The organism is Klebsiella sp. NPDC088457 (assembly GCF_044900465.1).
In the GTDB taxonomy this organism is placed as follows: domain Bacteria; phylum Pseudomonadota; class Gammaproteobacteria; order Enterobacterales; family Enterobacteriaceae; genus Klebsiella.
In genome coordinates this window covers 1-20,558 of the sequence record NZ_JBJDNH010000064.1, presented here as the reverse complement: position 1 = coordinate 20,558, position 20,558 = coordinate 1, and the positions used below count along the sequence as shown (strand labels likewise).

Annotated in this window: 19 protein-coding genes, 2 tRNA genes and 1 pseudogene; 8 read left to right on the top strand and 14 right to left on the bottom strand. The window is 55.8% G+C overall.

The window, feature by feature from the left end:
• Positions 1 to 241 (bottom strand): annotated as a pseudogene (locus ACI2JR_RS25940) (thioredoxin domain-containing protein); the annotation flags it as partial.
• 345 nt (positions 242 to 586) lie between these two features.
• Here ACI2JR_RS25940 and rhlB point away from each other — a divergent pair.
• Both rhlB and gppA read left to right on the top strand, forming a co-directional pair.
• A complete protein-coding gene (rhlB, locus tag ACI2JR_RS25935) occupies positions 587 to 1,852 on the top strand; it encodes an ATP-dependent RNA helicase RhlB (protein ID WP_132731853.1) in 1,266 nt (421 codons plus the stop codon).
• A gap of 8 nt (positions 1,853 to 1,860) precedes the next feature.
• Entirely contained in the window at positions 1,861 to 3,345 is a 1,485-nt protein-coding gene (gene gppA / locus ACI2JR_RS25930; protein WP_132731852.1) for a guanosine-5'-triphosphate,3'-diphosphate diphosphatase, read from the top strand.
• A 59-nt stretch (positions 3,346 to 3,404) separates the two neighbouring features.
• Here gppA and rep read toward each other — a convergent pair whose 3' ends face one another.
• Positions 3,405 to 5,432, bottom strand: a complete 2,028-nt coding sequence (rep, locus tag ACI2JR_RS25925) for a DNA helicase Rep (RefSeq protein WP_462479827.1) — start codon at positions 5,430 to 5,432, stop codon at positions 3,405 to 3,407.
• Between the two features lie 112 nt (positions 5,433 to 5,544).
• On the opposite strand from rep, the gene ppiC (ACI2JR_RS25920) reads away from it, so the two are divergent.
• Positions 5,545 to 5,826: a peptidylprolyl isomerase PpiC gene (gene ppiC, locus ACI2JR_RS25920; protein ID WP_132731850.1), complete on the top strand. Its 282-nt coding sequence runs from the start codon at positions 5,545 to 5,547 to the stop codon at positions 5,824 to 5,826.
• Positions 5,827 to 5,876: 50 nt separating this feature from the next.
• Positions 5,877 to 6,158: a peptidylprolyl isomerase PpiC gene (gene ppiC, locus ACI2JR_RS25915; protein WP_132731849.1), complete on the top strand. Its 282-nt coding sequence runs from the start codon at positions 5,877 to 5,879 to the stop codon at positions 6,156 to 6,158.
• Positions 6,159 to 6,200: 42 nt separating this feature from the next.
• Here the strand turns inward: ppiC (ACI2JR_RS25915) and ACI2JR_RS25910 are convergent, their stop codons facing one another.
• Both ACI2JR_RS25910 and ACI2JR_RS25905 read right to left on the bottom strand, forming a co-directional pair.
• Positions 6,201 to 6,563, bottom strand: a complete 363-nt coding sequence (locus ACI2JR_RS25910) for a DUF1360 domain-containing protein (RefSeq protein ID WP_132731848.1) — start codon at positions 6,561 to 6,563, stop codon at positions 6,201 to 6,203.
• Positions 6,560 to 7,000, bottom strand: a complete 441-nt coding sequence (locus ACI2JR_RS25905) for an RrF2 family transcriptional regulator (protein ID WP_132731847.1) — start codon at positions 6,998 to 7,000, stop codon at positions 6,560 to 6,562. The genes ACI2JR_RS25910 and ACI2JR_RS25905 overlap by 4 nt, the downstream gene beginning before the upstream one ends.
• Positions 7,001 to 7,182: 182 nt before the next feature.
• Here ACI2JR_RS25905 and ACI2JR_RS25900 point away from each other — a divergent pair, with 182 nt between their 5' ends.
• The gene (locus ACI2JR_RS25900) at positions 7,183 to 7,806 is read left to right on the top strand and encodes a class I SAM-dependent methyltransferase (RefSeq protein WP_462479826.1); all 624 of its coding nucleotides are present in this window, start codon (positions 7,183 to 7,185) and stop codon (positions 7,804 to 7,806) included.
• 81 nt (positions 7,807 to 7,887) lie between these two features.
• On the opposite strand, the gene ilvC is transcribed toward ACI2JR_RS25900, so the two are convergent.
• On the bottom strand, positions 7,888 to 9,363 hold the full coding sequence (gene ilvC, locus ACI2JR_RS25895) for a ketol-acid reductoisomerase (RefSeq protein ID WP_132731846.1): 1,476 nt from the start codon (positions 9,361 to 9,363) through the stop codon (positions 7,888 to 7,890).
• A 272-nt stretch (positions 9,364 to 9,635) separates the two neighbouring features.
• Here ilvC and ilvY point away from each other — a divergent pair, with 272 nt between their 5' ends.
• A complete protein-coding gene (gene ilvY / locus ACI2JR_RS25890) occupies positions 9,636 to 10,526 on the top strand; it encodes an HTH-type transcriptional activator IlvY (RefSeq protein WP_132731845.1) in 891 nt (296 codons plus the stop codon).
• Here ilvY and ilvA read toward each other — a convergent pair.
• The 6 genes from ilvA to ilvL all read right to left on the bottom strand — a co-directional run bounded on the left by ilvA (position 10,523) and on the right by ilvL (position 17,067).
• Positions 10,523 to 12,067, bottom strand: a complete 1,545-nt coding sequence (gene ilvA, locus ACI2JR_RS25885; RefSeq protein ID WP_462479828.1) for a threonine ammonia-lyase, biosynthetic — start codon at positions 12,065 to 12,067, stop codon at positions 10,523 to 10,525. The two genes, ilvY and ilvA, sit on opposite strands and share 4 nt — an antisense overlap.
• 2 nt (positions 12,068 to 12,069) lie before the next feature.
• Entirely contained in the window at positions 12,070 to 13,920 is a 1,851-nt protein-coding gene (gene ilvD / locus ACI2JR_RS25880; RefSeq protein WP_132731844.1) for a dihydroxy-acid dehydratase, read from the bottom strand.
• A 61-nt stretch (positions 13,921 to 13,981) separates the two neighbouring features.
• Positions 13,982 to 14,911, bottom strand: coding sequence for a branched-chain amino acid transaminase (locus ACI2JR_RS25875; protein WP_132731843.1), 930 nt, complete (start codon positions 14,909 to 14,911; stop codon positions 13,982 to 13,984).
• Positions 14,912 to 14,927: 16 nt separating this feature from the next.
• Positions 14,928 to 15,185: an acetolactate synthase 2 small subunit gene (gene ilvM / locus ACI2JR_RS25870; protein WP_132731842.1), complete on the bottom strand. Its 258-nt coding sequence runs from the start codon at positions 15,183 to 15,185 to the stop codon at positions 14,928 to 14,930.
• Complete coding sequence (gene ilvG, locus ACI2JR_RS25865) at positions 15,182 to 16,828, bottom strand: acetolactate synthase 2 catalytic subunit (RefSeq protein ID WP_462479825.1); 1,647 nt, start codon at positions 16,826 to 16,828, stop codon at positions 15,182 to 15,184. The genes ilvM and ilvG overlap by 4 nt, the downstream gene beginning before the upstream one ends.
• Before the next feature lie 140 nt (positions 16,829 to 16,968).
• Entirely contained in the window at positions 16,969 to 17,067 is a 99-nt protein-coding gene (ilvL, locus tag ACI2JR_RS25860) for an ilv operon leader peptide (RefSeq protein WP_001311244.1), read from the bottom strand.
• A 354-nt stretch (positions 17,068 to 17,421) separates the two neighbouring features.
• Here ilvL and ACI2JR_RS25855 point away from each other — a divergent pair, with 354 nt between their 5' ends.
• On the top strand, positions 17,422 to 18,942 hold the full coding sequence (locus ACI2JR_RS25855; RefSeq protein WP_132731840.1) for a YifB family Mg chelatase-like AAA ATPase: 1,521 nt from the start codon (positions 17,422 to 17,424) through the stop codon (positions 18,940 to 18,942).
• Between the two features lie 24 nt (positions 18,943 to 18,966).
• On the opposite strand, the gene ACI2JR_RS25850 is transcribed toward ACI2JR_RS25855, so the two are convergent.
• Positions 18,967 to 19,305: a MaoP family protein gene (locus ACI2JR_RS25850; protein ID WP_132731839.1), complete on the bottom strand. Its 339-nt coding sequence runs from the start codon at positions 19,303 to 19,305 to the stop codon at positions 18,967 to 18,969.
• 118 nt (positions 19,306 to 19,423) lie between these two features.
• On the opposite strand from ACI2JR_RS25850, the gene hdfR reads away from it, so the two are divergent.
• Positions 19,424 to 20,245 (top strand): HTH-type transcriptional regulator HdfR, encoded by an 822-nt coding sequence (gene hdfR, locus ACI2JR_RS25845; protein WP_132731838.1) that lies wholly within the window; start codon positions 19,424 to 19,426, stop codon positions 20,243 to 20,245.
• A 93-nt stretch (positions 20,246 to 20,338) separates the two neighbouring features.
• Here hdfR and ACI2JR_RS25840 read toward each other — a convergent pair.
• Both ACI2JR_RS25840 and ACI2JR_RS25835 read right to left on the bottom strand, forming a co-directional pair.
• Positions 20,339 to 20,414 (bottom strand) — tRNA-Trp (locus ACI2JR_RS25840).
• Positions 20,415 to 20,469: 55 nt separating this feature from the next.
• Positions 20,470 to 20,546, bottom strand: a tRNA-Asp gene (locus ACI2JR_RS25835).
• Between the last annotated feature and the right edge of the window lie 12 nt (positions 20,547 to 20,558).

The window sequence follows — 20,558 nt, the reverse complement described above, 5'->3', positions numbered from 1 at the left end:
GCAGCAGCTTCGGTTTGCCGCTAATGCAATTTTTCGGCGAATTACCGGGTTTCTTATCTATTTTAATTTTAGAAACGTTCAGTTTGCCCTTTTACTCATATGCTATCTAATCAATAATCGGGGCTATCATTTTGCACGGACCGCACCACTCTGCCCAGAAAACGACGAGGGTGAGCCCGTCAGCCAGGAGAACGTCCGTGTCAAAACTGTCGTCAGTCAGGTGAATAATTTTATCGCTCATATTTAACTCCACAGGAATAAGCCTGGTGTGTTGGTGTCGCAGACATCAACGACGTGCCGATGCTACGTTATACACGTTATTCTTCCGAATGCCTCTTTAACAACTGACCCCTGCGCGACCCGGCCCATCATGGACTTCGTCTTGCCGGAGCCAAAGCCAACCGTTCTCAACCCGTTGCCGGTAGATTAATCCACCCCGACTCGCTCAGTAGTCTAAGCTTTCGAGGATTCATTCGGTTGCCGCAGATGCACCTTACGTAATTTCGCGTATAGCCAACGAAAGGTTGACGTTATTTCAACGGATACGCTTTCTTAATGCAATAGTTAGCTGATATTCTACCACACTATGAGCAAAACACATTTAACAGAACAGAAGTTTTCCGACTTCGCCCTGCACCCGGCAGTGATTGAAGCCCTTGAAAAAAAAGGGTTTCATAATTGTACGCCCATTCAGGCACTCGCTCTTCCGCTAACGCTGGAAGGTCGTGATGTCGCCGGGCAGGCGCAAACCGGTACCGGTAAAACGATGGCGTTCCTGACGTCAACGTTTCATTATCTTCTCTCTCACCCGGCCAGTGCTGACCGCCAGGTAAACCAACCGCGGGCGCTGATCATGGCGCCAACGCGCGAACTGGCGGTACAAATTCATGCTGACGCCGAACCGCTGGCGCAGGCGACTGGCCTGAAGCTGGGCCTGGCTTACGGCGGCGATGGCTACGATAAGCAGCTAAAAGTCCTGGAAAGCGGCGTCGACATTCTGATCGGTACCACCGGTCGTCTTATCGATTACGCCAAACAGAATCACATTAACCTCGGCGCGATTCAGGTTGTCGTGCTCGATGAAGCCGATCGCATGTACGATCTCGGCTTTATTAAAGATATCCGCTGGCTGTTCCGTCGTATGCCGCCGACCAACCAGCGCCTGAACATGCTGTTCTCCGCAACGCTTTCTTATCGCGTCCGCGAACTGGCCTTTGAACAGATGAACAACGCCGAATACGTTGAAGTCGAGCCGGAACAGAAAACGGGTCACCGTATTAAAGAAGAGCTGTTCTATCCTTCCAACGAAGAAAAAATGCGCCTGCTGCAGACGCTGCTGGAAGAAGAATGGCCGGATCGCGCCATTATCTTCGCCAACACCAAGCACCGTTGTGAAGATATCTGGGGTCATCTGGCGGCGGACGGCCATCGCGTAGGTCTGCTCACCGGCGACGTCGCGCAGAAAAAACGTCTGCGCATTCTCGAAGAATTCACCCGCGGTGATATCGACATTCTGGTGGCGACCGACGTTGCCGCGCGTGGTCTGCATATCCCGGCCGTGACGCACGTCTTTAACTATGACCTGCCGGACGACTGTGAAGATTACGTCCACCGTATCGGCCGTACCGGTCGCGCGGGCGCCAGCGGTCACTCCATCAGCCTGGCCTGTGAAGAGTACGCGCTGAACCTACCGGCAATTGAGGCCTATACCGGTCACTCCATTCCGGTTAGCAAGTACAACCCAGATGCACTTATGACTGATTTGCCTAAGCCGCTGCGCCTGACGCGCCCGCGCACGGGCAATGGCCCGCGTCGTAGCGGCCCGCCTCGTAACCGTCGTCGTTCAGGTTAAAGAAATCTATGCTCAGTTCCACCTCGCTTTATGCAGCTATCGATCTTGGTTCAAATAGCTTTCATATGTTGGTTGTACGCGAGGTGGCCGGGAGCATCCAGACGCTCAGCCGCATCAAGCGCAAAGTGCGTCTGGCCGCGGGCCTGAACAGCGATAACACGCTCTCCGCGGAAGCGATGGAGCGTGGATGGCAGTGTTTGCGTCTGTTTGCCGAACGCCTGCAGGATATTCCTGCCGCGCAAATTCGCGTGGTGGCGACAGCCACACTGCGTCTGGCGGTCAACGCCGATGAATTCCTGGCGAAGGCGCGGGAAATCCTCGGCTGCCCGGTGCAGGTTATCAGCGGTGAAGAAGAGGCTCGCCTGATTTATCAAGGTGTTGCACACACTACCGGTGGTGAAGACCAGCGTCTGGTGGTCGATATCGGCGGAGCCAGTACGGAGCTGGTTACCGGTACCGGGGCCCAAACCACCTCTCTTTTTAGTCTGTCGATGGGGTGTGTCACCTGGCTGGAACGCTACTTCGCCGATCGTAACCTGACGAAAGAAAACTTCGATCTCGCCGAAAATGCGGCTCGCGACGTGCTGCGTCCGATTACTGACATCCTGAATTATCACGGTTGGAAAATCTGCGTTGGCGCCTCCGGCACCGTCCAGGCCCTGCAGGAAATCATGATGGCGCAGGGGATGGATGAACGCATCACCCTCGCAAAACTGCAGCAGCTCAAACAGCGGGCGATACAGTGCGGGCGTCTGGAAGAGCTGGAAATCGAAGGCTTAACCTTAGAGCGGGCGTTAGTTTTCCCCAGCGGCCTGGCCATCCTGATCGCCATCTTCAGTGAACTGAATATTCAGTGCATGACCCTGGCGGGCGGAGCGCTGCGTGAAGGTCTGGTTTACGGTATGCTGCATCTGGCCGTCGATCAGGATATTCGTAGCCGCACCCTGCGCAATATTCAGCGCCGCTTTATGATCGATACCGAGCAGGCTCAGCGCGTGACCCACCTCGCTGCGCATCTGGTGAGTCAGCTGGATGATACCTGGGAACTGGAACCGCTCAGCCGCGATCTGCTGGCCAGCGCCTGCGCGCTACATGAAATTGGCCTGAGCGTCGATTTTAAACGCGCCCCGCAACATGCCGCCTACCTGGTGAGTAACCTCGATCTGCCCGGTTTCACGCCGGCGCAGAAAAAGCTGCTCGCGACGTTATTACTCAATCAAACCAACACCATCGATCTCTCTTCGCTCCACCAGCAAAATGCGGTGAAACCGCGCGTCGCGGAGCATCTTTGTCGGCTGTTACGTCTGGCTATCCTGTTTGCCAGCCGCCGTCGCGACGATCTGCTGCCGATGATTACCCTGGTCGCCGATGGCGAGAAACTCACGCTGACGCTGCCGGAGGGCTGGCTGGAAAGCCATCCGCTGGGCCGGGAACTGATGGAACAGGAGTGCCAGTGGCAGAGTTATGTCCACTGGGTTTTAGACGTGGCGTAATCTCGCCGGCAGGCTGCTAACACGCCCCGGAGAGCATGACCGGGGCACACGCCCCATCATTACTTCCCTTTTGCTTTTGCTTTTGCCAGCATCGCCCGAATGTTGGCGACGTTCGCCTGCCCTTTATGCATCCGCTCTTCCGCGGAGATAACCTTACGTTCCTGCTCCCAGATCAGGTCGTCCTGCGGCAGCTCCAGCAGAAAACGGCTGGGTTCCGGGCGCACCAGCTCGCCGTACTGACGGCGTTCTTTGCACAAGGTAAAGGTCAGCTCTTTTTGCGCGCGGGTGATGCCGACGTAGGCCAGCCGGCGCTCTTCATCCACGTTGTCTTCATCAATACTGCTCTGGTGCGGCAGCAGCCCCTCCTCCATGCCCACCAGGTAGACGTAAGGAAACTCCAGCCCCTTCGAGGCATGCAGGGTCATCAGCTGCACCTGATCCGACTCTTCATCTGACTCGCCGCGCTCCATCATATCGCGCAGGGTAAAGCGGGTGACCACCTGGGTCAACGTCATGGGCTCGTCAATCTCGCTTCCTTCCAGCATCTCCGTCATCCAGCTGAACAGCTGATTGACGTTTTTCATACGCATTTCTGCGGCCTTCGGACTCGGGGAGGTCTCATACAGCCAGGATTCATAGTCCACGCCGCGAATCAGATCGCGCACCGCGGTTACCGGCTCGCTTTCCGCCAGACGCTGGATTTCCCCCAGCCACCGGGTAAAGCCCGTGAGCGCATCGTAACCGCGGCCGGTCAGCGTCTGGGTGAGCCCCATATCAAAACTGGCGGCGAATAGACTCTTATTGCGGGTCATCGCCCACTCGCCCAGTTTTTGCAGGGTAGCCGGGCCGATTTCACGCTTTGGCGTATTCACGATGCGCAGGAAGGCGCTGTCGTCATCCGGGTTGGTCAGCACGCGCAGATAGGCCAGCAGGTCTTTGATCTCCGGCCGCGAGAAAAACGACGTGCCGCCGGAAATTTTGTACGGAATGCGGTTTTGCATCAGCATCTTTTCAAAGACCCGCGACTGATGGTTACCGCGGTAGAGGATCGCGTAATCCTTATATTGCGTCTTATTAATAAAGTGGTGGGCGATCAGTTCCCCGGTGACCCGCTCCGCTTCATGTTCTTCATGATTCGCTGAAAGCACTTTCAGCTCAGCGCCGTAGCCAAGCTCGGAAAACAGGCGTTTTTCAAAGACGTGCGGATTGTTGGCGATCAGGATGTTGGCCGCTTTCAATATCCGGCCGGAAGAACGGTAGTTCTGTTCGAGTTTGATCACCTGCAGCGCCGGGAAGTCCTGACTCAGCAGTACCAGGTTCTGCGGCCGCGCCCCGCGCCAGGAGTAGATCGACTGATCGTCGTCCCCCACCACGGTAAAGCGCGCCCGCTGCCCCACCAGCAGCTTCACCATCTCATACTGGCTGGTGTTGGTATCCTGATATTCATCCACCAGCAGATAACGGATCTTGTTCTGCCAGCGCTCGCGCACCTCTCCATTGCGCTGCAATAGCAGGGTGGGCAGCAGGATCAGATCGTCGAAATCCAGCACGTTGCAGGCTTTCATATGCGCATCATACAGCCCATAGCAGTGGGCAAAGATCCGATCCCGCTCGCCCTTCGCGCTGGCTGCCGCCTGCGCCGGGGTTTGCAGATCGTTTTTCCAGTTGGAGATCGTCGAGATCAGCTGCTGGAGAACCCCTTTATCGTCTTCGATCAACCCCTCTGTCAGCTCTTTGAGCAGGGCCACCTGGTCGGTATCATCGAACAGCGAAAAGTTAGATTTCATCCCCAGCGCGGCATACTCACGCTTAATAATATCCAGCCCCAGGGTATGGAAGGTGGAAATCATCAGGCCGCGCGCCTCTTTGCGTCCCAGCGTTTGCCCGACACGCTCTTTCATTTCGCGTGCCGCTTTATTGGTAAAGGTCACCGCCGCGATATGGCGCGCCTGATAACCGCAGCCGCGGATCAGGTGGGCGATTTTATTGGTGATAACGCGGGTCTTACCGGAACCGGCGCCCGCCAGCACCAGGCACGGCCCGGTCACGAATTCGACGGCTTGTTGTTGGCCAGGGTTTAAACGCATGGGAGTCTTGCTCAATCTTCGAACGGGGTGAGGATTGTAGCAGAAAGCCGGGGGGAGATTTACCGGCTAATGGTAAAGTGTTGGCAACACCCGTCATCCTGAGAGCGAAACTATGGCAAAGTCCGCAGCGGCCCTGCACATCCTGGTGAAAGAAGAGAAGCTGGCGCAGGAGATCCTCGCCAAACTGGAGCGAGGCGTTAGCTTCGATCATCTGGCGAAGCGCTATTCGCGCTGCCCCTCCGGGCGCAACGGCGGCGATCTCGGCGAGTTTAAACAGGGAACGATGGTCGGGCCATTTGATCATGCCGTCTTCACCTGCCCGTTGCTGAAACCCTATGGGCCGGTGAAAACCCGGTTTGGTTATCACATCATTAAGGTGCTGTATCGCCGCTAACGCATGCTAATATTGCCCCCTGATTCATAGCAACCTATCAAGGTACGATCATGGCGAAAACAGCCGCAGCAATGCACATTCTGGTGAAAGAAGAGAAACTGGCACTCGACCTGCTTGAGCAGATTAAAAACGGCGCCGACTTCGAGAAGCTGGCGAAGAAGCACTCCACCTGCCCCTCAGGTAAGAAAGGCGGTCATTTAGGCGAATTCAGACAGGGCCAGATGGTGCCGGCGTTTGATAAAGTCGTCTTCTCCTGCCCGGTGCTGGAGCCGACCGGCCCGCTGCACACCCAGTTCGGTTACCACATCATTAAAGTGCTGTACCGTAACTAATGCATTAAAAAAGCCTCTCTGGCGCAGAGAGGCTTTTTTTTCTTATTTCGCCTGCAGCGTTTTTTGTGCCTCATGTTTCATGACATGCATGCTGATAGCAGCCTGGAATACCTTAAACATCAGTCCGTTAATCAGCGTCGCGAAGGTGATGGTGATAAACGCCGTCATCACCCAGTCAATCAGTGCAAAGCCGCTGTTCAACAGCGCCGGGCGATACACCGCCATCCCGCCAAACACTACCCAGTGGCTTAAGCAGTAGAAACATTGAAACAGATGCCCCATCAGCGCATTCTTTTTTGCCGTCCACTCGCGGAACGTGGCAAACAGCTCCGTCTGCGTCACCGTCATCGAAATACTGCTGGCCGCCAGGGCAATCATCAGGCAGGTCGTTAAGGTAGCAATCATGGGTTATGGCCTTTGTCGTTGAAGTAGCTGATAAATTCGCTGCCGATATCGTGTAGGGTCAGGCTTTTAAAACGATCGAGGATCAGCGTTTGCGCATCAGCAAGCGTTGCCGACATCACCCGGTTTACCCCCTGTTCCACCAGGCATTGTGGGTTCTCGCTGCGGTTGCCCAGCGCAAATAGCGCCGGTTCACCTAACGCCATGTAGATATCGTAAAGCGTAATCTCTGTCACCGGCCGACATAGCCGCCAGCCGCCGTGGTGCCCCTTCGTGGCACAGACAATGTTTTTTTCCCTGAGGCCGGCAAGCAGCTTGCGGATGAACGCCGGATTACCATCAATAAAGGCGGCCATCTGCTCCGACGTCAGGGGCTTATCCATCTGCTCCAGGTGCAGCAGGATGTGCAGCGTTGCTGAGAATGAGTTATTTGTTTTCATGTAACTTACGATATTACATAAACGGCATATTGCGCAATTCCCCAAAGGGGACAAATCCAAAAAAATCAATCAACATAATGATAATTAAAAGAATTTATATTTTCACCCCACATTATTGACCAAAACAAATCTTATGTTACTTTTAATATTACATGATATTTTCCGTTAGCGATGAGGTGACTATGCACAATCAGGAACAGACGCCGGAACAATTTTGGGAATCGCATTACGATGCAATGTCTCCTCTCTCCAGCGGCATCCCAGGCAAAATTCTGGTGCGCTTTACCGAAGAATTAGCGCCAGGCAAAGCGCTGGAGCTAGGCTGCGGGCGCGGGGACGATAGCGTCTGGCTGGCGAAAAAGGGCTGGCAGGTCACCGCCGTGGATTTATCCTCGCGGGCGCTGGAATACGCCGCCGGCAACGCCGAACGATCTGCGGTCAGCGATCGTATTACCTTCACCCGATACGATCTCACCGCCGGTTTTCCTGCAGGCGAGTTCGATCTGATTGTGGCCTCTTTTCTGGAATCGCCGCTAACCTTCGATCGGCATAACATCTTCCGCGCCGCATTTGCCCACGTTGCGCCAGGAGGCATGCTGCTGATTACCTCGCATGCCAAACCGCCGTCATGGTCAAAGCATGCCGATCGTCCGTTCCAGTCGGCAAAAGACGCCGTCGCATCGCTTGGGCCGCTGCCTGAAGGCTGGAAGATTATTTTCTGCGACGATGTTTCGCGCATGATGCGCGGGCCGGAGGGCGAGCAGGGAGAGGTATCGGATTCGGTTATTGCGTTAAGGCGTAAATAAACAGGCCCGGTAGCGCTTATGCTTACCGGGCCTGAAGGATTTCCTGGTCGATGCGGCCTGCGGGCCGCAAGAAGACGGGAATTAACCTGCTACAGCGATACGTTTCATATCGGTCATATAGCCGCGCAGCTTCTGGCCAACCGCTTCGATAGCGTGGCTGCGAATCGCATCGTTCACGTCGCGCAGCTGGGCGTTATCAACCGCGCCTTCCGCAATCGCAGTGCCCAGGTCGCCGGTCTGCAGCGTAGTCATGAACTCTTTCAGCAGCGGTACGCAAGCGTAAGAGAACAGGTAGTTACCGTACTCGGCGGTATCAGAGATAACCACGTTCATTTCATACAGACGCTTACGCGCGATGGTGTTCGCAATCAGCGGCAGCTCATGCAGTGATTCGTAGTAAGCGGATTCTTCGATGATCCCGGAAGCCACCATGGTTTCGAATGCCAGCTCAACGCCCGCCTTCACCATCGCAATCATCAGCACGCCTTTATCGAAGTACTCCTGCTCGCCGATTTTACCTTCAAACTGCGGAGCGGTTTCGAACGCGGTGGCGCCGGTCTCTTCACGCCAGGTCAGCAGTTTCTTATCATCGTTCGCCCAGTCAGCCATCATGCCGGAAGAGAATTCGCCGGAGATGATGTCATCCATATGCTTCTGGAACAGCGGGGCCATGATCTCTTTCAGCTGCTCGGACAGCGCGTAGGCACGCAGTTTCGCCGGGTTGGACAGGCGATCCATCATCAGCGTAATACCGCCCTGCTTCAGCGCTTCGGTGATGGTTTCCCAGCCGAACTGAATCAGTTTTTCTGCATATGCCGGATCGGTACCTTCCGCCACCAGCTTATCGAAGCACAGCAGAGAACCCGCCTGCAGCATGCCGCACAGAATGGTTTGCTCGCCCATCAGGTCAGATTTCACTTCCGCCACGAAGGAGGATTCCAGCACGCCCGCACGGTGACCGCCGGTAGCCGCAGCCCAGGCTTTAGCGATGGCCATGCCTTCACCTTTCGGGTCGTTTTCCGGGTGAACCGCGATCAGCGTCGGGACGCCAAAACCACGTTTGTATTCTTCACGCACTTCGGTACCCGGGCACTTCGGCGCCACCATCACCACGGTGATGTCTTTACGGATCTGCTCGCCGACTTCAACAATGTTGAAGCCGTGGGAGTAGCCCAGCGCCGCGCCGTCTTTCATCAGCGGCTGTACGGAACGCACAACGTCTGAGTGCTGTTTGTCCGGAGTCAGGTTAACCACCAGATCCGCCTGCGGAACCAGCTCTTCGTAAGTCCCTACTTTAAAACCGTTTTCGGTCGCTTTACGCCAGGAAGCACGCTTTTCAGCAATGGCTTCTTTACGCAGCGCATAGGAGATGTCCAGGCCGGAGTCACGCATGTTCAGCCCCTGGTTCAGACCCTGGGCGCCGCAGCCGACGATGACCACTTTTTTACCCTGAAGGTAGCTGGCGCCATCGGCGAATTCGTCGCGCGCCATAAAGCGACATTTACCCAGCTGTGCCAGCTGCTGGCGCAGATTCAGTGTATTAAAGTAGTTAGCCATGGTGATACTCCGTGATGTTGTGCGTTGTGACTCGATGGATTTCGAGTGGCAGGAGGGCGGCAGGGCTGCGAATCCCTGGCGCTTACTCAAGTAAGTGACCGGGGCAAGCTGACGCAGCCAGCGCATCCGCAACCTGAAACACGACGAGCATATTGTTCGGTTCGCTTTTGCGAGAATGAACTTACTATATGACAGGAAATTCATTGCGGAAATTGATATATTCACAACGTCATGTTGCAATAACTGCAATATAAAATCGTGGAGTGCGGCCTGTGGATTTACGCGATCTGAAAACCTTCCTGCATCTGGCGGAAAGCCGCCATTTTGGCCGCAGCGCGCGGGCGATGCATGTCAGTCCTTCCACCCTTTCGCGCCAGATCCAACGCCTGGAAGAGGACCTTGGCCAGCCGCTGTTTGTCCGGGATAATCGCACCGTAACCTTGACTGAAGCCGGTGAAGAACTGCGCCTCTTCGCCCAGCAGACGCTGCTGCAGTATCAGCAGCTACGTCACGCCATCGATCAGCAGGGTCCGTCGCTTTCCGGCGAGTTACATATCTTCTGTTCGGTGACCGCAGCCTACAGCCACCTGCCGCCGATTCTCGACCGCTTTCGCGCCGCCCACCCTTCGGTGGAGATCAAGCTCTCTACCGGCGATGCCGCCGATGCGATGGAGAAAGTGGTGACCGGCGAGGCCGACCTCGCGATTGCCGGTAAGCCGGAAACGCTGCCGGGATCGGTGGCCTTCTCAATGCTGGAAAATCTGGCCGTTGTGCTGATCGCCCCGGCGTTAGCCTGTCCGGTACGCACCCAGGTCTCCCAGGAGAAACCCGACTGGTCGACCGTGCCGTTTATCATGGCCGACCAGGGGCCGGTGCGTCGCCGTATCGAACTGTGGTTCCGCCGTCACAAAATCAGCAACCCCTCGATTTATGCCACCGTCGGCGGCCATGAGGCGATGGTATCGATGGTGGCGCTTGGCTGCGGCGTGGCGCTGCTGCCGGAGGTGGTGCTGGAAAACAGCCCGGAGCCGGTGCGCAATCGCGTGATGATTCTGGAGCGTAGCGATGAGAAAACCCCCTTCGAACTGGGCGTTTGCGCACAAAAAAAGCGGCTGTATGAGCCGCTTATTGATGCTTTCTGGTCGATTTTGCCAAACCACTAACCGGCAAGAAAGAAGCGAAATGCCGGGTTATTGGTTTCGTTGTGGCAATCGTAGCCCAGCTCGTTGAGCCGGGTTTCGAAGTCCGGCTCGTTCTCGCCCAGTTCAAAGGCGGCCAGCACGCGGCCATAGTCGGTGCCGTGGCTGCGATAGTGGAACAACGAGATATTCCAGTGCGTGCCTAAGGTATGCAGAAACTTCAACAGTGCGCCCGGCGATTCGGGGAATTCGAAGCTGTACAAACGCTCCTGCAGCGGCTTCGGCGGACGCCCGCCAACCATGTAGCGCACATGCAGCTTCGCCATTTCGTCATCGGAAAGATCCACCACGCTATAGCCGCCATCATTGAGCAACTGCAGGATTTCCTTGCGCTCTTCCAGGCCGCGGCTCAGACGAACGCCGACAAAAATACAGGCATCTTTAGCGTCAGCAAAACGGTAGTTGAACTCGGTCACTGAACGGCCGCCCAGCAGCTGGCAGAACTTCAGAAAGCTCCCCTTCTCCTCCGGAATGGTCACCGCCAGCAACGCTTCACGCTGTTCCCCCAGCTCGCAGCGTTCGGAAACGTAGCGCAGACCGTGGAAGTTGACGTTGGCGCCGGACAGGACATGCGCCAGCCGTTCGCCGCGAATATCATGCTGAGCGATATATTTCTTCATCCCTGCCAGCGCCAGCGCGCCGGACGGCTCCGCTACGGCCCGCACGTCTTCGAACAGGTCCTTCATCGCCGCACAAATCGCATCGCTATCGACGGTGATGATATCGTCAAGATACTCCTGACACACGCGGAAGGTCTCATCGCCGATACGCTTCACCGCCACGCCTTCGGCAAACAAACCGACGCGCGGCAGATCCACCGGGTGCCCGGCATCCAGCGCGGCTTTCAGGCAGGCGGAATCTTCCGCCTCCACGGCGATCACTTTGATCTGCGGCATCAGTTGCTTGATCAGCACCGCCACGCCCGCCGCCAGACCGCCGCCGCCGACCGGGACAAACACGCGATCGAGGTGGGCATCCTGCTGCAACAGCTCCAGCGCCAGCGTCCCCTGGCCGGCAATGACCATCGGATGGTCAAATGGCGGCACCCAGGTGAAATTCTGCTGCTGCGCCAGCTCAATGGCTTTCGCTTTGGCTTCATCGAAATTGGCGCCATACAGCAGCACTTCACCGCCAAAATTACGTACGGCATCCACTTTGATATCCGCCGTGGCCACCGGCATTACGATCAGCGCCTTCAGGCCAAGACGTGACGCAGAGAAGGCGACGCCCTGCGCATGGTTACCCGCAGAGGCGGTAATCACACCCTGCGCTTTTTGTTCTTCCGTCAGCCCCGCCATCATCGCGTAAGCCCCGCGCAGCTTGAAACTATGAACGGGCTGACGGTCTTCCCGCTTCACCAGAATCACATTATCAAGACGCGATGAAAGCTTTTCCATTTTTTGCAGCGGCGTAATCTGCGCTGCTTCATAGACCGGCGCGCGCAGCACCGCCCTGAGATATTCCGCCCCCTCAGGGGCGGCAGACAGGGGTTGTGATTCGGCCATCATTAACCCCCAAGTTTCGATTTATCGCGTACCGCGCCTTTATCGGCGCTGGTTGCCAGGCTGGCATAAGCGCGGAGTGCGAAGGAAACCTGACGTTCACGCGCTTTCGGCGTCCACGCCTGATTGCCGCGGGCCTCCTGCGCTTCGCGACGGGCGGCAATCTCGGCATCGCTCAACTGCAGCTGAATGCCGCGGTTAGGGATATCGATAGCAATCATGTCGCCGTCTTCAATGATTGCAATATTGCCGCCGCTCGCCGCTTCCGGAGAAACGTGACCAATTGACAGGCCCGAGGTACCGCCGGAGAAACGTCCGTCGGTGATCAGCGCACAGGCTTTGCCCAGCCCCATAGACTTCAGGAAGGTTGTCGGGTAGAGCATTTCCTGCATCCCCGGACCGCCCTTCGGCCCTTCGTAACGAATCACCACCACGTCTCCGGCGACGACCTTACCGCCGAGGATAGCCTCAACGGCTTCGTCCTGGCTCTCGTACACTTTTGCCGGGCCGGTGAATTTCAGAATGCTGTCATCTACGCCTGCGGTCTTAACGATACAGCCATTTTCAGCAAAGTTACCGTACAGAACTGCCAGGCCACCGTCTTTGCTATAAGCATGTTCCAGCGAACGGATACAGCCTTCAGCACGGTCATCATCCAGGGTATCCCAACGACAGTCCTGCGAAAACGCCTGCGTGGTACGGATACCTGCCGGCCCGGCGCGGAACATCTCTTTCACCGCGTCATCCTCGGTCAGCATCACATCGTAGCGATCGAGCGTTTGCGGCAGGGTCAGGCCGAGGATATTTTTCACCTCGCGGTTCAGCAGACCGGCGCGATCCAGCTCACCAAGGATCCCCAACACGCCGCCCGCACGGTGAACATCTTCCATATGATATTTCTGCGTGCTCGGCGCCACTTTGCACAGCTGCGGCACTTTGCGGGACAGCTTATCAATATCGCTCATGGTGAAGTCGATTTCCGCTTCCTGCGCCGCCGCCAGCAGGTGCAGTACGGTATTCGTGGAGCCGCCCATGGCGATATCCAGCGTCATGGCGTTTTCAAAGGCAGCCTTGCTGGCGATGCTGCGCGGCAGCGCGGAGGCATCATCCTGCTCGTAATAACGTTTGGTCAGCTCAACAATCCGTTTACCCGCGTTAAGGAACAGCTGTTTACGGTCAGCGTGAGTCGCCAACAGGGAACCGTTACCCGGCTGCGACAGACCCAGCGCTTCGGTCAGACAGTTCATCGAGTTGGCGGTGAACATCCCTGAACAGGAGCCGCAGGTCGGACAGGCGGAACGTTCCACCTGCTCACTCTGCTGGTCGGAGACTTTCGGATCCGCCCCCTGAATCATGGCATCAACGAGATCGAGCTTGATGATTTTGTCAGAAAGCTTGGTTTTCCCGGCTTCCATCGGGCCGCCGGAAACGAAGATTACCGGAATATTCAGGCGCAGGGAGGCCATCAGCATCCCGGGGGTGATTTTATCGCAGTTGGAAATGCAGACCATGGCATCGGCGCAGTGCGCGTTAACCATATACTCCACCGAGTCAGCGATCAGTTCGCGGGATGGCAGTGAATAAAGCATACCCCCGTGACCCATGGCAATCCCATCATCCACGGCGATAGTGTTGAATTCTTTGGCAACGCCGCCAGAGGCTTCAATCTGCTCAGCAACCAGCTTACCAAGATCGCGCAGGTGGACGTGGCCCGGTACAAATTGGGTGAAGGAGTTCACGACGGCGATAATCGGCTTGCCGAAATCAGCATCGGTCATCCCGGTTGCGCGCCACAGTGCGCGGGCACCCGCCATATTGCGGCCATGAGTGGTGGTGGCGGAACGGTACTTAGGCATGCTTTAGTTACTCCCAGTCTCTGTTAAATGGGGCGCTGCGTGCCGCCCCATCTTTTTATACTTATTGATTAACTTGATCCAACCAGCCCCATTTATCCTCGGTTTCACCGGTGAAGAGGCCAAAGAATGCTTGCTGAATACGCTTGGTGACCGGGCCGCAGCGACCTGCGCCGACCTGAATGCCGTCAACGCTGCGCACCGGGGTGATTTCTGCCGCGGTACCCGACATGAAGACTTCATCCGCCAGGTACAGCGATTCACGGGACAGCACCTGCTCACGGACTTCGATATCCAGATCTTTCGCCAGTTTAATGATTGCGTCACGGGTAATGCCCGGCAGCGCGGAAGAGGTAAACGGCGGAGTAAACAGCACGCCATCTTTCACTTCAAACAGGTTCTCACCCGCGCCTTCAGAGATATAGCCATTTACGTCCAGCGCGATCCCTTCCTGGTAGCCGTGGCGGCGCGCTTCGCTGCCAACCAGCAAAGAGGACAGGTAGTTACCACCGGCTTTCGCGGCGGTCGGAATAGTGTTTGGCGCGACACGGTTCCAGGAAGAAACCATTGCATCGATCCCCTGATCCAGCGCTTCTGCGCCCAGATAAGCTCCCCATGGGAACGCCGCGATGATCACGTCAGTGCTGTATCCCTCAGGCGGGTTAACGCCCATACCCACGTCTCCCACGAAGACCAGCGGACGAATGTAGGCGCTGGTCAGGCCGTTTTTACGAATCACCTCGCGGCAGGCTTCCATCAGTTCATCAACGCTTTGAGAGACCGGGAAACGGTAGATTTTGGCTGAGTCATGCAGACGCTGCATATGTTCGCGATGGCGGAACACCACAGGTCCTTTGTGCGAGTCGTAGCAACGGATGCCTTCAAACACGGAAGTACCGTAATGGAGCGCGTGAGACATCACGTGAACCTTTGCTTCTCCCCACGGAACCATCTCGCCATTGAACCAAATGTAATCAGCTTTTTTCGTCGTCATTTTTCTTCCCTTGCGCTCAGGCGCGGATTTGTTGTGATGTTGGTTGCTGGATCTCGACGCAGGCGACGTCGACCAGCTTACTTAATTGACTAAACAGTAATTCGACGGGCCGCTGACTGGCAACGGTCAATTCGATATTTATGTTGCTGGCATCTGCCGCGGTTTCCATGTTCATGGCGCAAATCTGAAAGCCACGATGGCGTACCACGCGCAGCACGCGTTCTAAAGTTTCCGGGTTGAAGCGAGCCTGCAAAGCGACCTGATGTTGCATCATGATAATTTCTCCAGCATTTCTGAGTTACTGGCACCAGGCGGTACCAACGGCCAGACATTCTCAAGCTCATCGATTGAGACATGAAGCAGGTATGGCCCCTGGCTCGAAAGCATGGTGTCGAGAGCCGCTTCAACCTGGTCTTTACGGGTGATGTGCTGACCAGGAATGCCAAAAGCGCTGGCCAGCGTGACAAAATCGGGGTTATCGGTGAGGGTAGTTTCGCTATAGCGTTCTTCAAAAAACAGCTGCTGCCACTGACGAACCATCCCTAAACGCTGGTTGTCCAGCAGCAGAATCTTCAACGGCAGCTGCTTACGCTTCACGGTACCCAGCTCCTGTACGTTCATCATGAAGGAACCATCGCCGGAAACGCAGATAACCGTATCGTTAGGGCGTGCAACCTGCGCCCCAACCGCTGCCGGCAGGCCAAAGCCCATGGTGCCTAAGCCGCTGGAGGTAATAAAATTCTCCGGGCGCGTGTAGGTCATATGCTGCGCTGACCACATCTGATGCTGACCTACGTCGGTAGTGACGACGCTATCGGCCGGTTTACGGTCGGACAGCTGCTTGAGCAGCAGCGGCGCGTAAATCCCTTCGCCTGGATGGTCATAACGCCATGCGTGCTCGGCGCGCAGCTCCTGATTGCGCTGACGCCAGGCATCGATAGCCAGCGGCTGCTGCAATGCTGGCAACAGCGTATTCAGATCGCCCGTCAGGGCGACATGCGCCTGACGCAGCTTGTTCAACTCCGCCGGGTCGATATCCAGATGAATAACTTTGGCATGCGGGGCAAAGGTGTTCAGTTTGCCGGTGACGCGGTCGTCGAAGCGCGCGCCGACCGCGATCAACAGATCGCACTCCTGTACCGCCAGATTGGCCGCTTTGGTACCGTGCATGCCCAACATACCCAGGTAGTACGGATAGGCAGCCTCGACGGCGCCCAGGCCTTTCAGCGTGCAGGTTGCCGGCATTTGCGTCACCGCAATAAATTCGCGCAAGGCGGGAACCGCCTGCGCCATCCCGACGCCGCCGCCCACGTACAGCATCGGTTTTTGCGCCACGGCCAGCATCTGCAGAGCTTGCTCAACCTCAGCCTGAGGGAAGACCACATCATCATCAACCGTAGAAAAATAGGGATCGAGTTCGCCCTGCGCCAGCTGAATATCTTTTGGAATATCGACCAGCACCGGGCCTGGGCGACCTGAGTTCGCGACCTGGAAAGCCTCCGCGATAACGCGCGGCAGCTCCTCCAGCGACTGCACCAGGAAACTGTGTTTGGTGCAAGCCAGAGACAAACCGAGAACGTCCACCTCCTGGAAAGCATCGGTGCCGATAAACGGCGACGCGACCTGACCGGTGATGGCCACCACGGGGATAGAGTCCAGCAACGCGTCCGCCAGGCCGGTGATCAGGTTAGTCGCACCGGGCCCGGAAGTGGCGATGCACACGCCGGTTTTACCGGTGGCGCGAGCATAACCGATGGCCGCCATCGCCGCGCCTTGCTCGTGTCGGCACAACAGGTGTTCCACGCCGCCGTCATACAACGCATCGTAAACCGGCATAATTGCGCCACCCGGATAGCCAAAAACTGTGTCGACCCCCTGTGCTCGCAAAGCATGTACTACCCACTGCGCCCCGTTCATAGTTACTTCCCCGTCATAGATCGGGAGAAACAGAATTTTATGCTATTAGTCATTCTCTGCTCCTCGCTTCTCATTTTTAAGTTATAAAAAAACCCCCGGACCTTTCGGTGCGGGGGTCTTAGTTCGTTAAGGCTTGATTTCTAAGCCTTTCCTCGTCCAAGTGCAGCCCCGCACGGTGGGATAATAATCACCACCACGCTAATCACGACCAGGCTAATCACTCGTAGAAGGGCTGTCATTTTCTGTACTTTCTGGCTTCATGTTCGAAGGAATACCTAAAGAGGTACCACAGACTTCCCAATAAACACAAGATTTTTTTATACCTCATTTGCTGATCACGCTAACAATTTTCAGCAAAACAATTGTTTTTAATACGAAAAATACAAAGTGAAAAAAATTCAATTTATTGCTCTTTTCTATGGCCTGTCACGACCCGCGCCATCGTCGTAATACCGGTCCGCGAGGCAGGATCCATAATCAATGAAATGTATCGATATGCCGCTAATTATCTGGAACAGGCAACGTACAACAGATTTCTCACAGATTACGAAGCGCCATCGTCCCGACATAATGCCCCTATTCCAGGAGGCATTATGTCACTCGCGATTGTTTACACTCGGGCCGCTTTCGGTATCAGTGCCCCTCTTATTACTATCGAGATTCATATCAGCAACGGGCTACCCGGGCTGACGATGGTGGGGCTTCCTGAAACCACGGTGAAAGAGGCGCGCGACCGGGTACGCAGTGCGATAATTAACAGCGGTTATACTTTCCCGGCCAAAAAGGTCACCATCAATCTGGCCCCTGCCGATCTGCCAAAAGAGGGAGGGCGATATGATTTACCTATTGCTCTCGCGCTTCTGGTGGCGTCGGAGCAGCTCAATGCGGCCAGGCTAAATCAATATGAGTTTATCGGCGAACTCGCGCTTACAGGCGCGCTACGCGGCGTTCCTGGCGCCATCTCCAGCGCGATGGAGGCACTAAAAGCCGGGCGGAAAATTATCGTCGCCGAGGATAACGCCGCTGAAGTCGGGTTAATTGGCGGCAGCGATTGTTTGATTGCCGGGCATCTGCAGGAAGTCTGTGCTTTTCTGGAGGGACAACACATGCTAAATCTCCCCCCACCGGAGAGCGAATTTCCCCCAGAAACCCTCCCTGACCTGTCTGACGTTATCGGCCAGCAGCAGGGAAAACGGGCGCTGGAAATCGTCGCCGCAGGCGGGCATAACCTGCTGTTAATTGGCCCCCCCGGAACGGGCAAGACCATGCTTGCCAGCCGGCTACCGGGTCTTCTGCCGCCATTAAGCAACCAGGAGGCGCTCGAAAGCGCGGCCATTCTTAGCCTGCTCAATACCCATCATGCAACAAAACAGTGGCGCCGCCGGCCGTTCCGCAGTCCACACCACAGCGCATCGCTCACGGCCATGGTTGGCGGCGGCTCCATCCCGATACCTGGGGAGATCTCGCTGGCCCATAACGGGGTACTGTTCCTGGATGAGCTACCGGAATTCGAGCGCAGAGTGCTGGATGCGCTGCGCGAGCCCATTGAGTCAGGAAAAATACATATCTCACGAACCCGCGCGAAAATTGACTATCCGGCGCGTTTCCAGCTCATTGCCGCAATGAACCCTAGCCCTAGCGGACACTATCAGGGACAGCACAATCGCGCCTCTCCCGCGCAAACCTTACGTTATCTGGGGCGCCTGTCTGGCCCGTTCCTCGATCGCTTCGACCTTTCACTGGAAATCCCGCTACCGCCGCCAGGGGTCCTCAGTCAGAGGAGCCAGGGCGAGGAGGATAGCGCCAGCGTACGCCAGCGGGTTCTCACCGCTCGTGAAAGACAGCTGGCCCGGCAGAATAAACTCAATGCTGAACTGGATAATAGTGAAGTGAAACTCTGGTGTCCTCTGCACAAAGAGGACGCAATCTGGCTGGAACAGGCGCTATCGCAGCTGGGGCTCTCTATTCGCGCCTGGCAGCGTCTGCTTAAAGTTGCCCGCACAATCGCGGATATTGGACATGAAGCGCATATCGAGCGCTGTCATCTGCAGGAGGCTCTGGGCTATCGGGCGATAGACAGGATGCTGAACCATCTGCAAAAACTGATGACATAAAAAAAGGGCTTTCGCCCTTTTTTCTTAATCGTCGCTTTCTGTGTAGTCTTCAGCGCCTTCGACCTGCGGTTTACCGCCGGACAGCGTATGGAAACGCTTTGGACGCTTAATGCGCGCCATATACTTAATCCAGACGCGTTCTACTTCCGTGACTGGCTCACGTTCACCACGGCATACCGCAACGAACTGTTTTTCATCTTCAGTGACAGGTTCGCGTTTACCCAGTTCCAGTTCGTTCAGGGCATAACCATGCTGTTCAAGCAGTTGTGCCTCTTTGATGGTGAAATCACCATGACGGGAGAACCCGCGCGGATAATGTTTATTATCGAAAAAACGATTAGTCGTCATAAAGCTTTCCGCCATCCTACACGCTCCTGATTCTTTGGCCGAGCTATTTATGGCGCGGAGTATTAGTTACGCTTGACAGAGTGTAAAACAAAAGATTTAAATCATTACGACAAATAATTTTGCGGAGAAGAGTGTGGATACGGAATTGCTCAAAACTTTCCTTGAAGTGAGCAGAACTCGCCACTTTGGACGAGCAGCAGAGGCGCTTTATCTGACGCAGTCAGCGGTCAGCTTTCGTATTCGTCAGCTGGAAAACCAGCTGGGCGTGAACCTTTTTACCCGCCATCGCAATAACATCCGCCTGACGTCAGCCGGCGATAAACTTCTTCCTTATGCCGAAACCCTGATGAACACCTGGCAGGCAGCACGAAAAGAGGTTGCGAACGCTTCCCGGCATAATGAATTTTCGATTGGCGGCAGCGCATCTTTGTGGGAATGCATGCTTAACGGATGGCTAGGGAAGCTCTACAAAGAGCCCTATAACCTGCAGTTTGAAGCGAGGATCGCCCAGCGGCAGTCCCTGGTTAAACAATTACATGAACGGCAGCTGGATCTGCTGATCACTACCGAATCGCCGAAGATGGACGAGCTAAGCAGTCAGTTACTCGGTAATTTTACGCTAGCGCTCTACTGCGCATCGCCGTTCAAAAACAAAAATGAGTTGAATTATCTGCGCCTGGAATGGGGGCCGGATTTTCAGCAAAATGAAGTCGGACTCATTGGCAGTGATGATATCCCCCTGCTTACTACCAGTTCTGCCGAGCTGGCTTATCAGCAACTCGCTGCGCTCAATGGCTGCACATGGCTACCCACGCGCTGGGCGAAGGAGAAAAGCGGTCTGCATACGGTGACGGATAGCACAACGCTTTCCCGCCCTCTGTATGCCATCTGGCTACAAAATAGCGATAAGCAGGTGCAGATCCGCGAGATACTGAAAACCGGCATACTGGAATAAGCCGACGCCTCCATGGACGGAGGATATTGGGAGATTGTCGGAGTGGGAAATAACAGGCAAAAAAAATCCTTTGCCTGAGCAAAGGATTATATATGGCAGGGGCGGAGAGACTCGAACTCGCGACACCCGGTTTTGGAGACCGGTGCTCTACCAACTGAGCTACGCCCCTAAATCTCTTACTATTAAGCCCACTAATTAACTTAGCAGGCTTAACTTTGAATAAGTGGCGGAACGGACGGGACTCGAACCCGCGACCCCCTGCGTGACAGGCAGGTATTCTAACCGACTGAACTACCGCTCCACCGAATTTTTC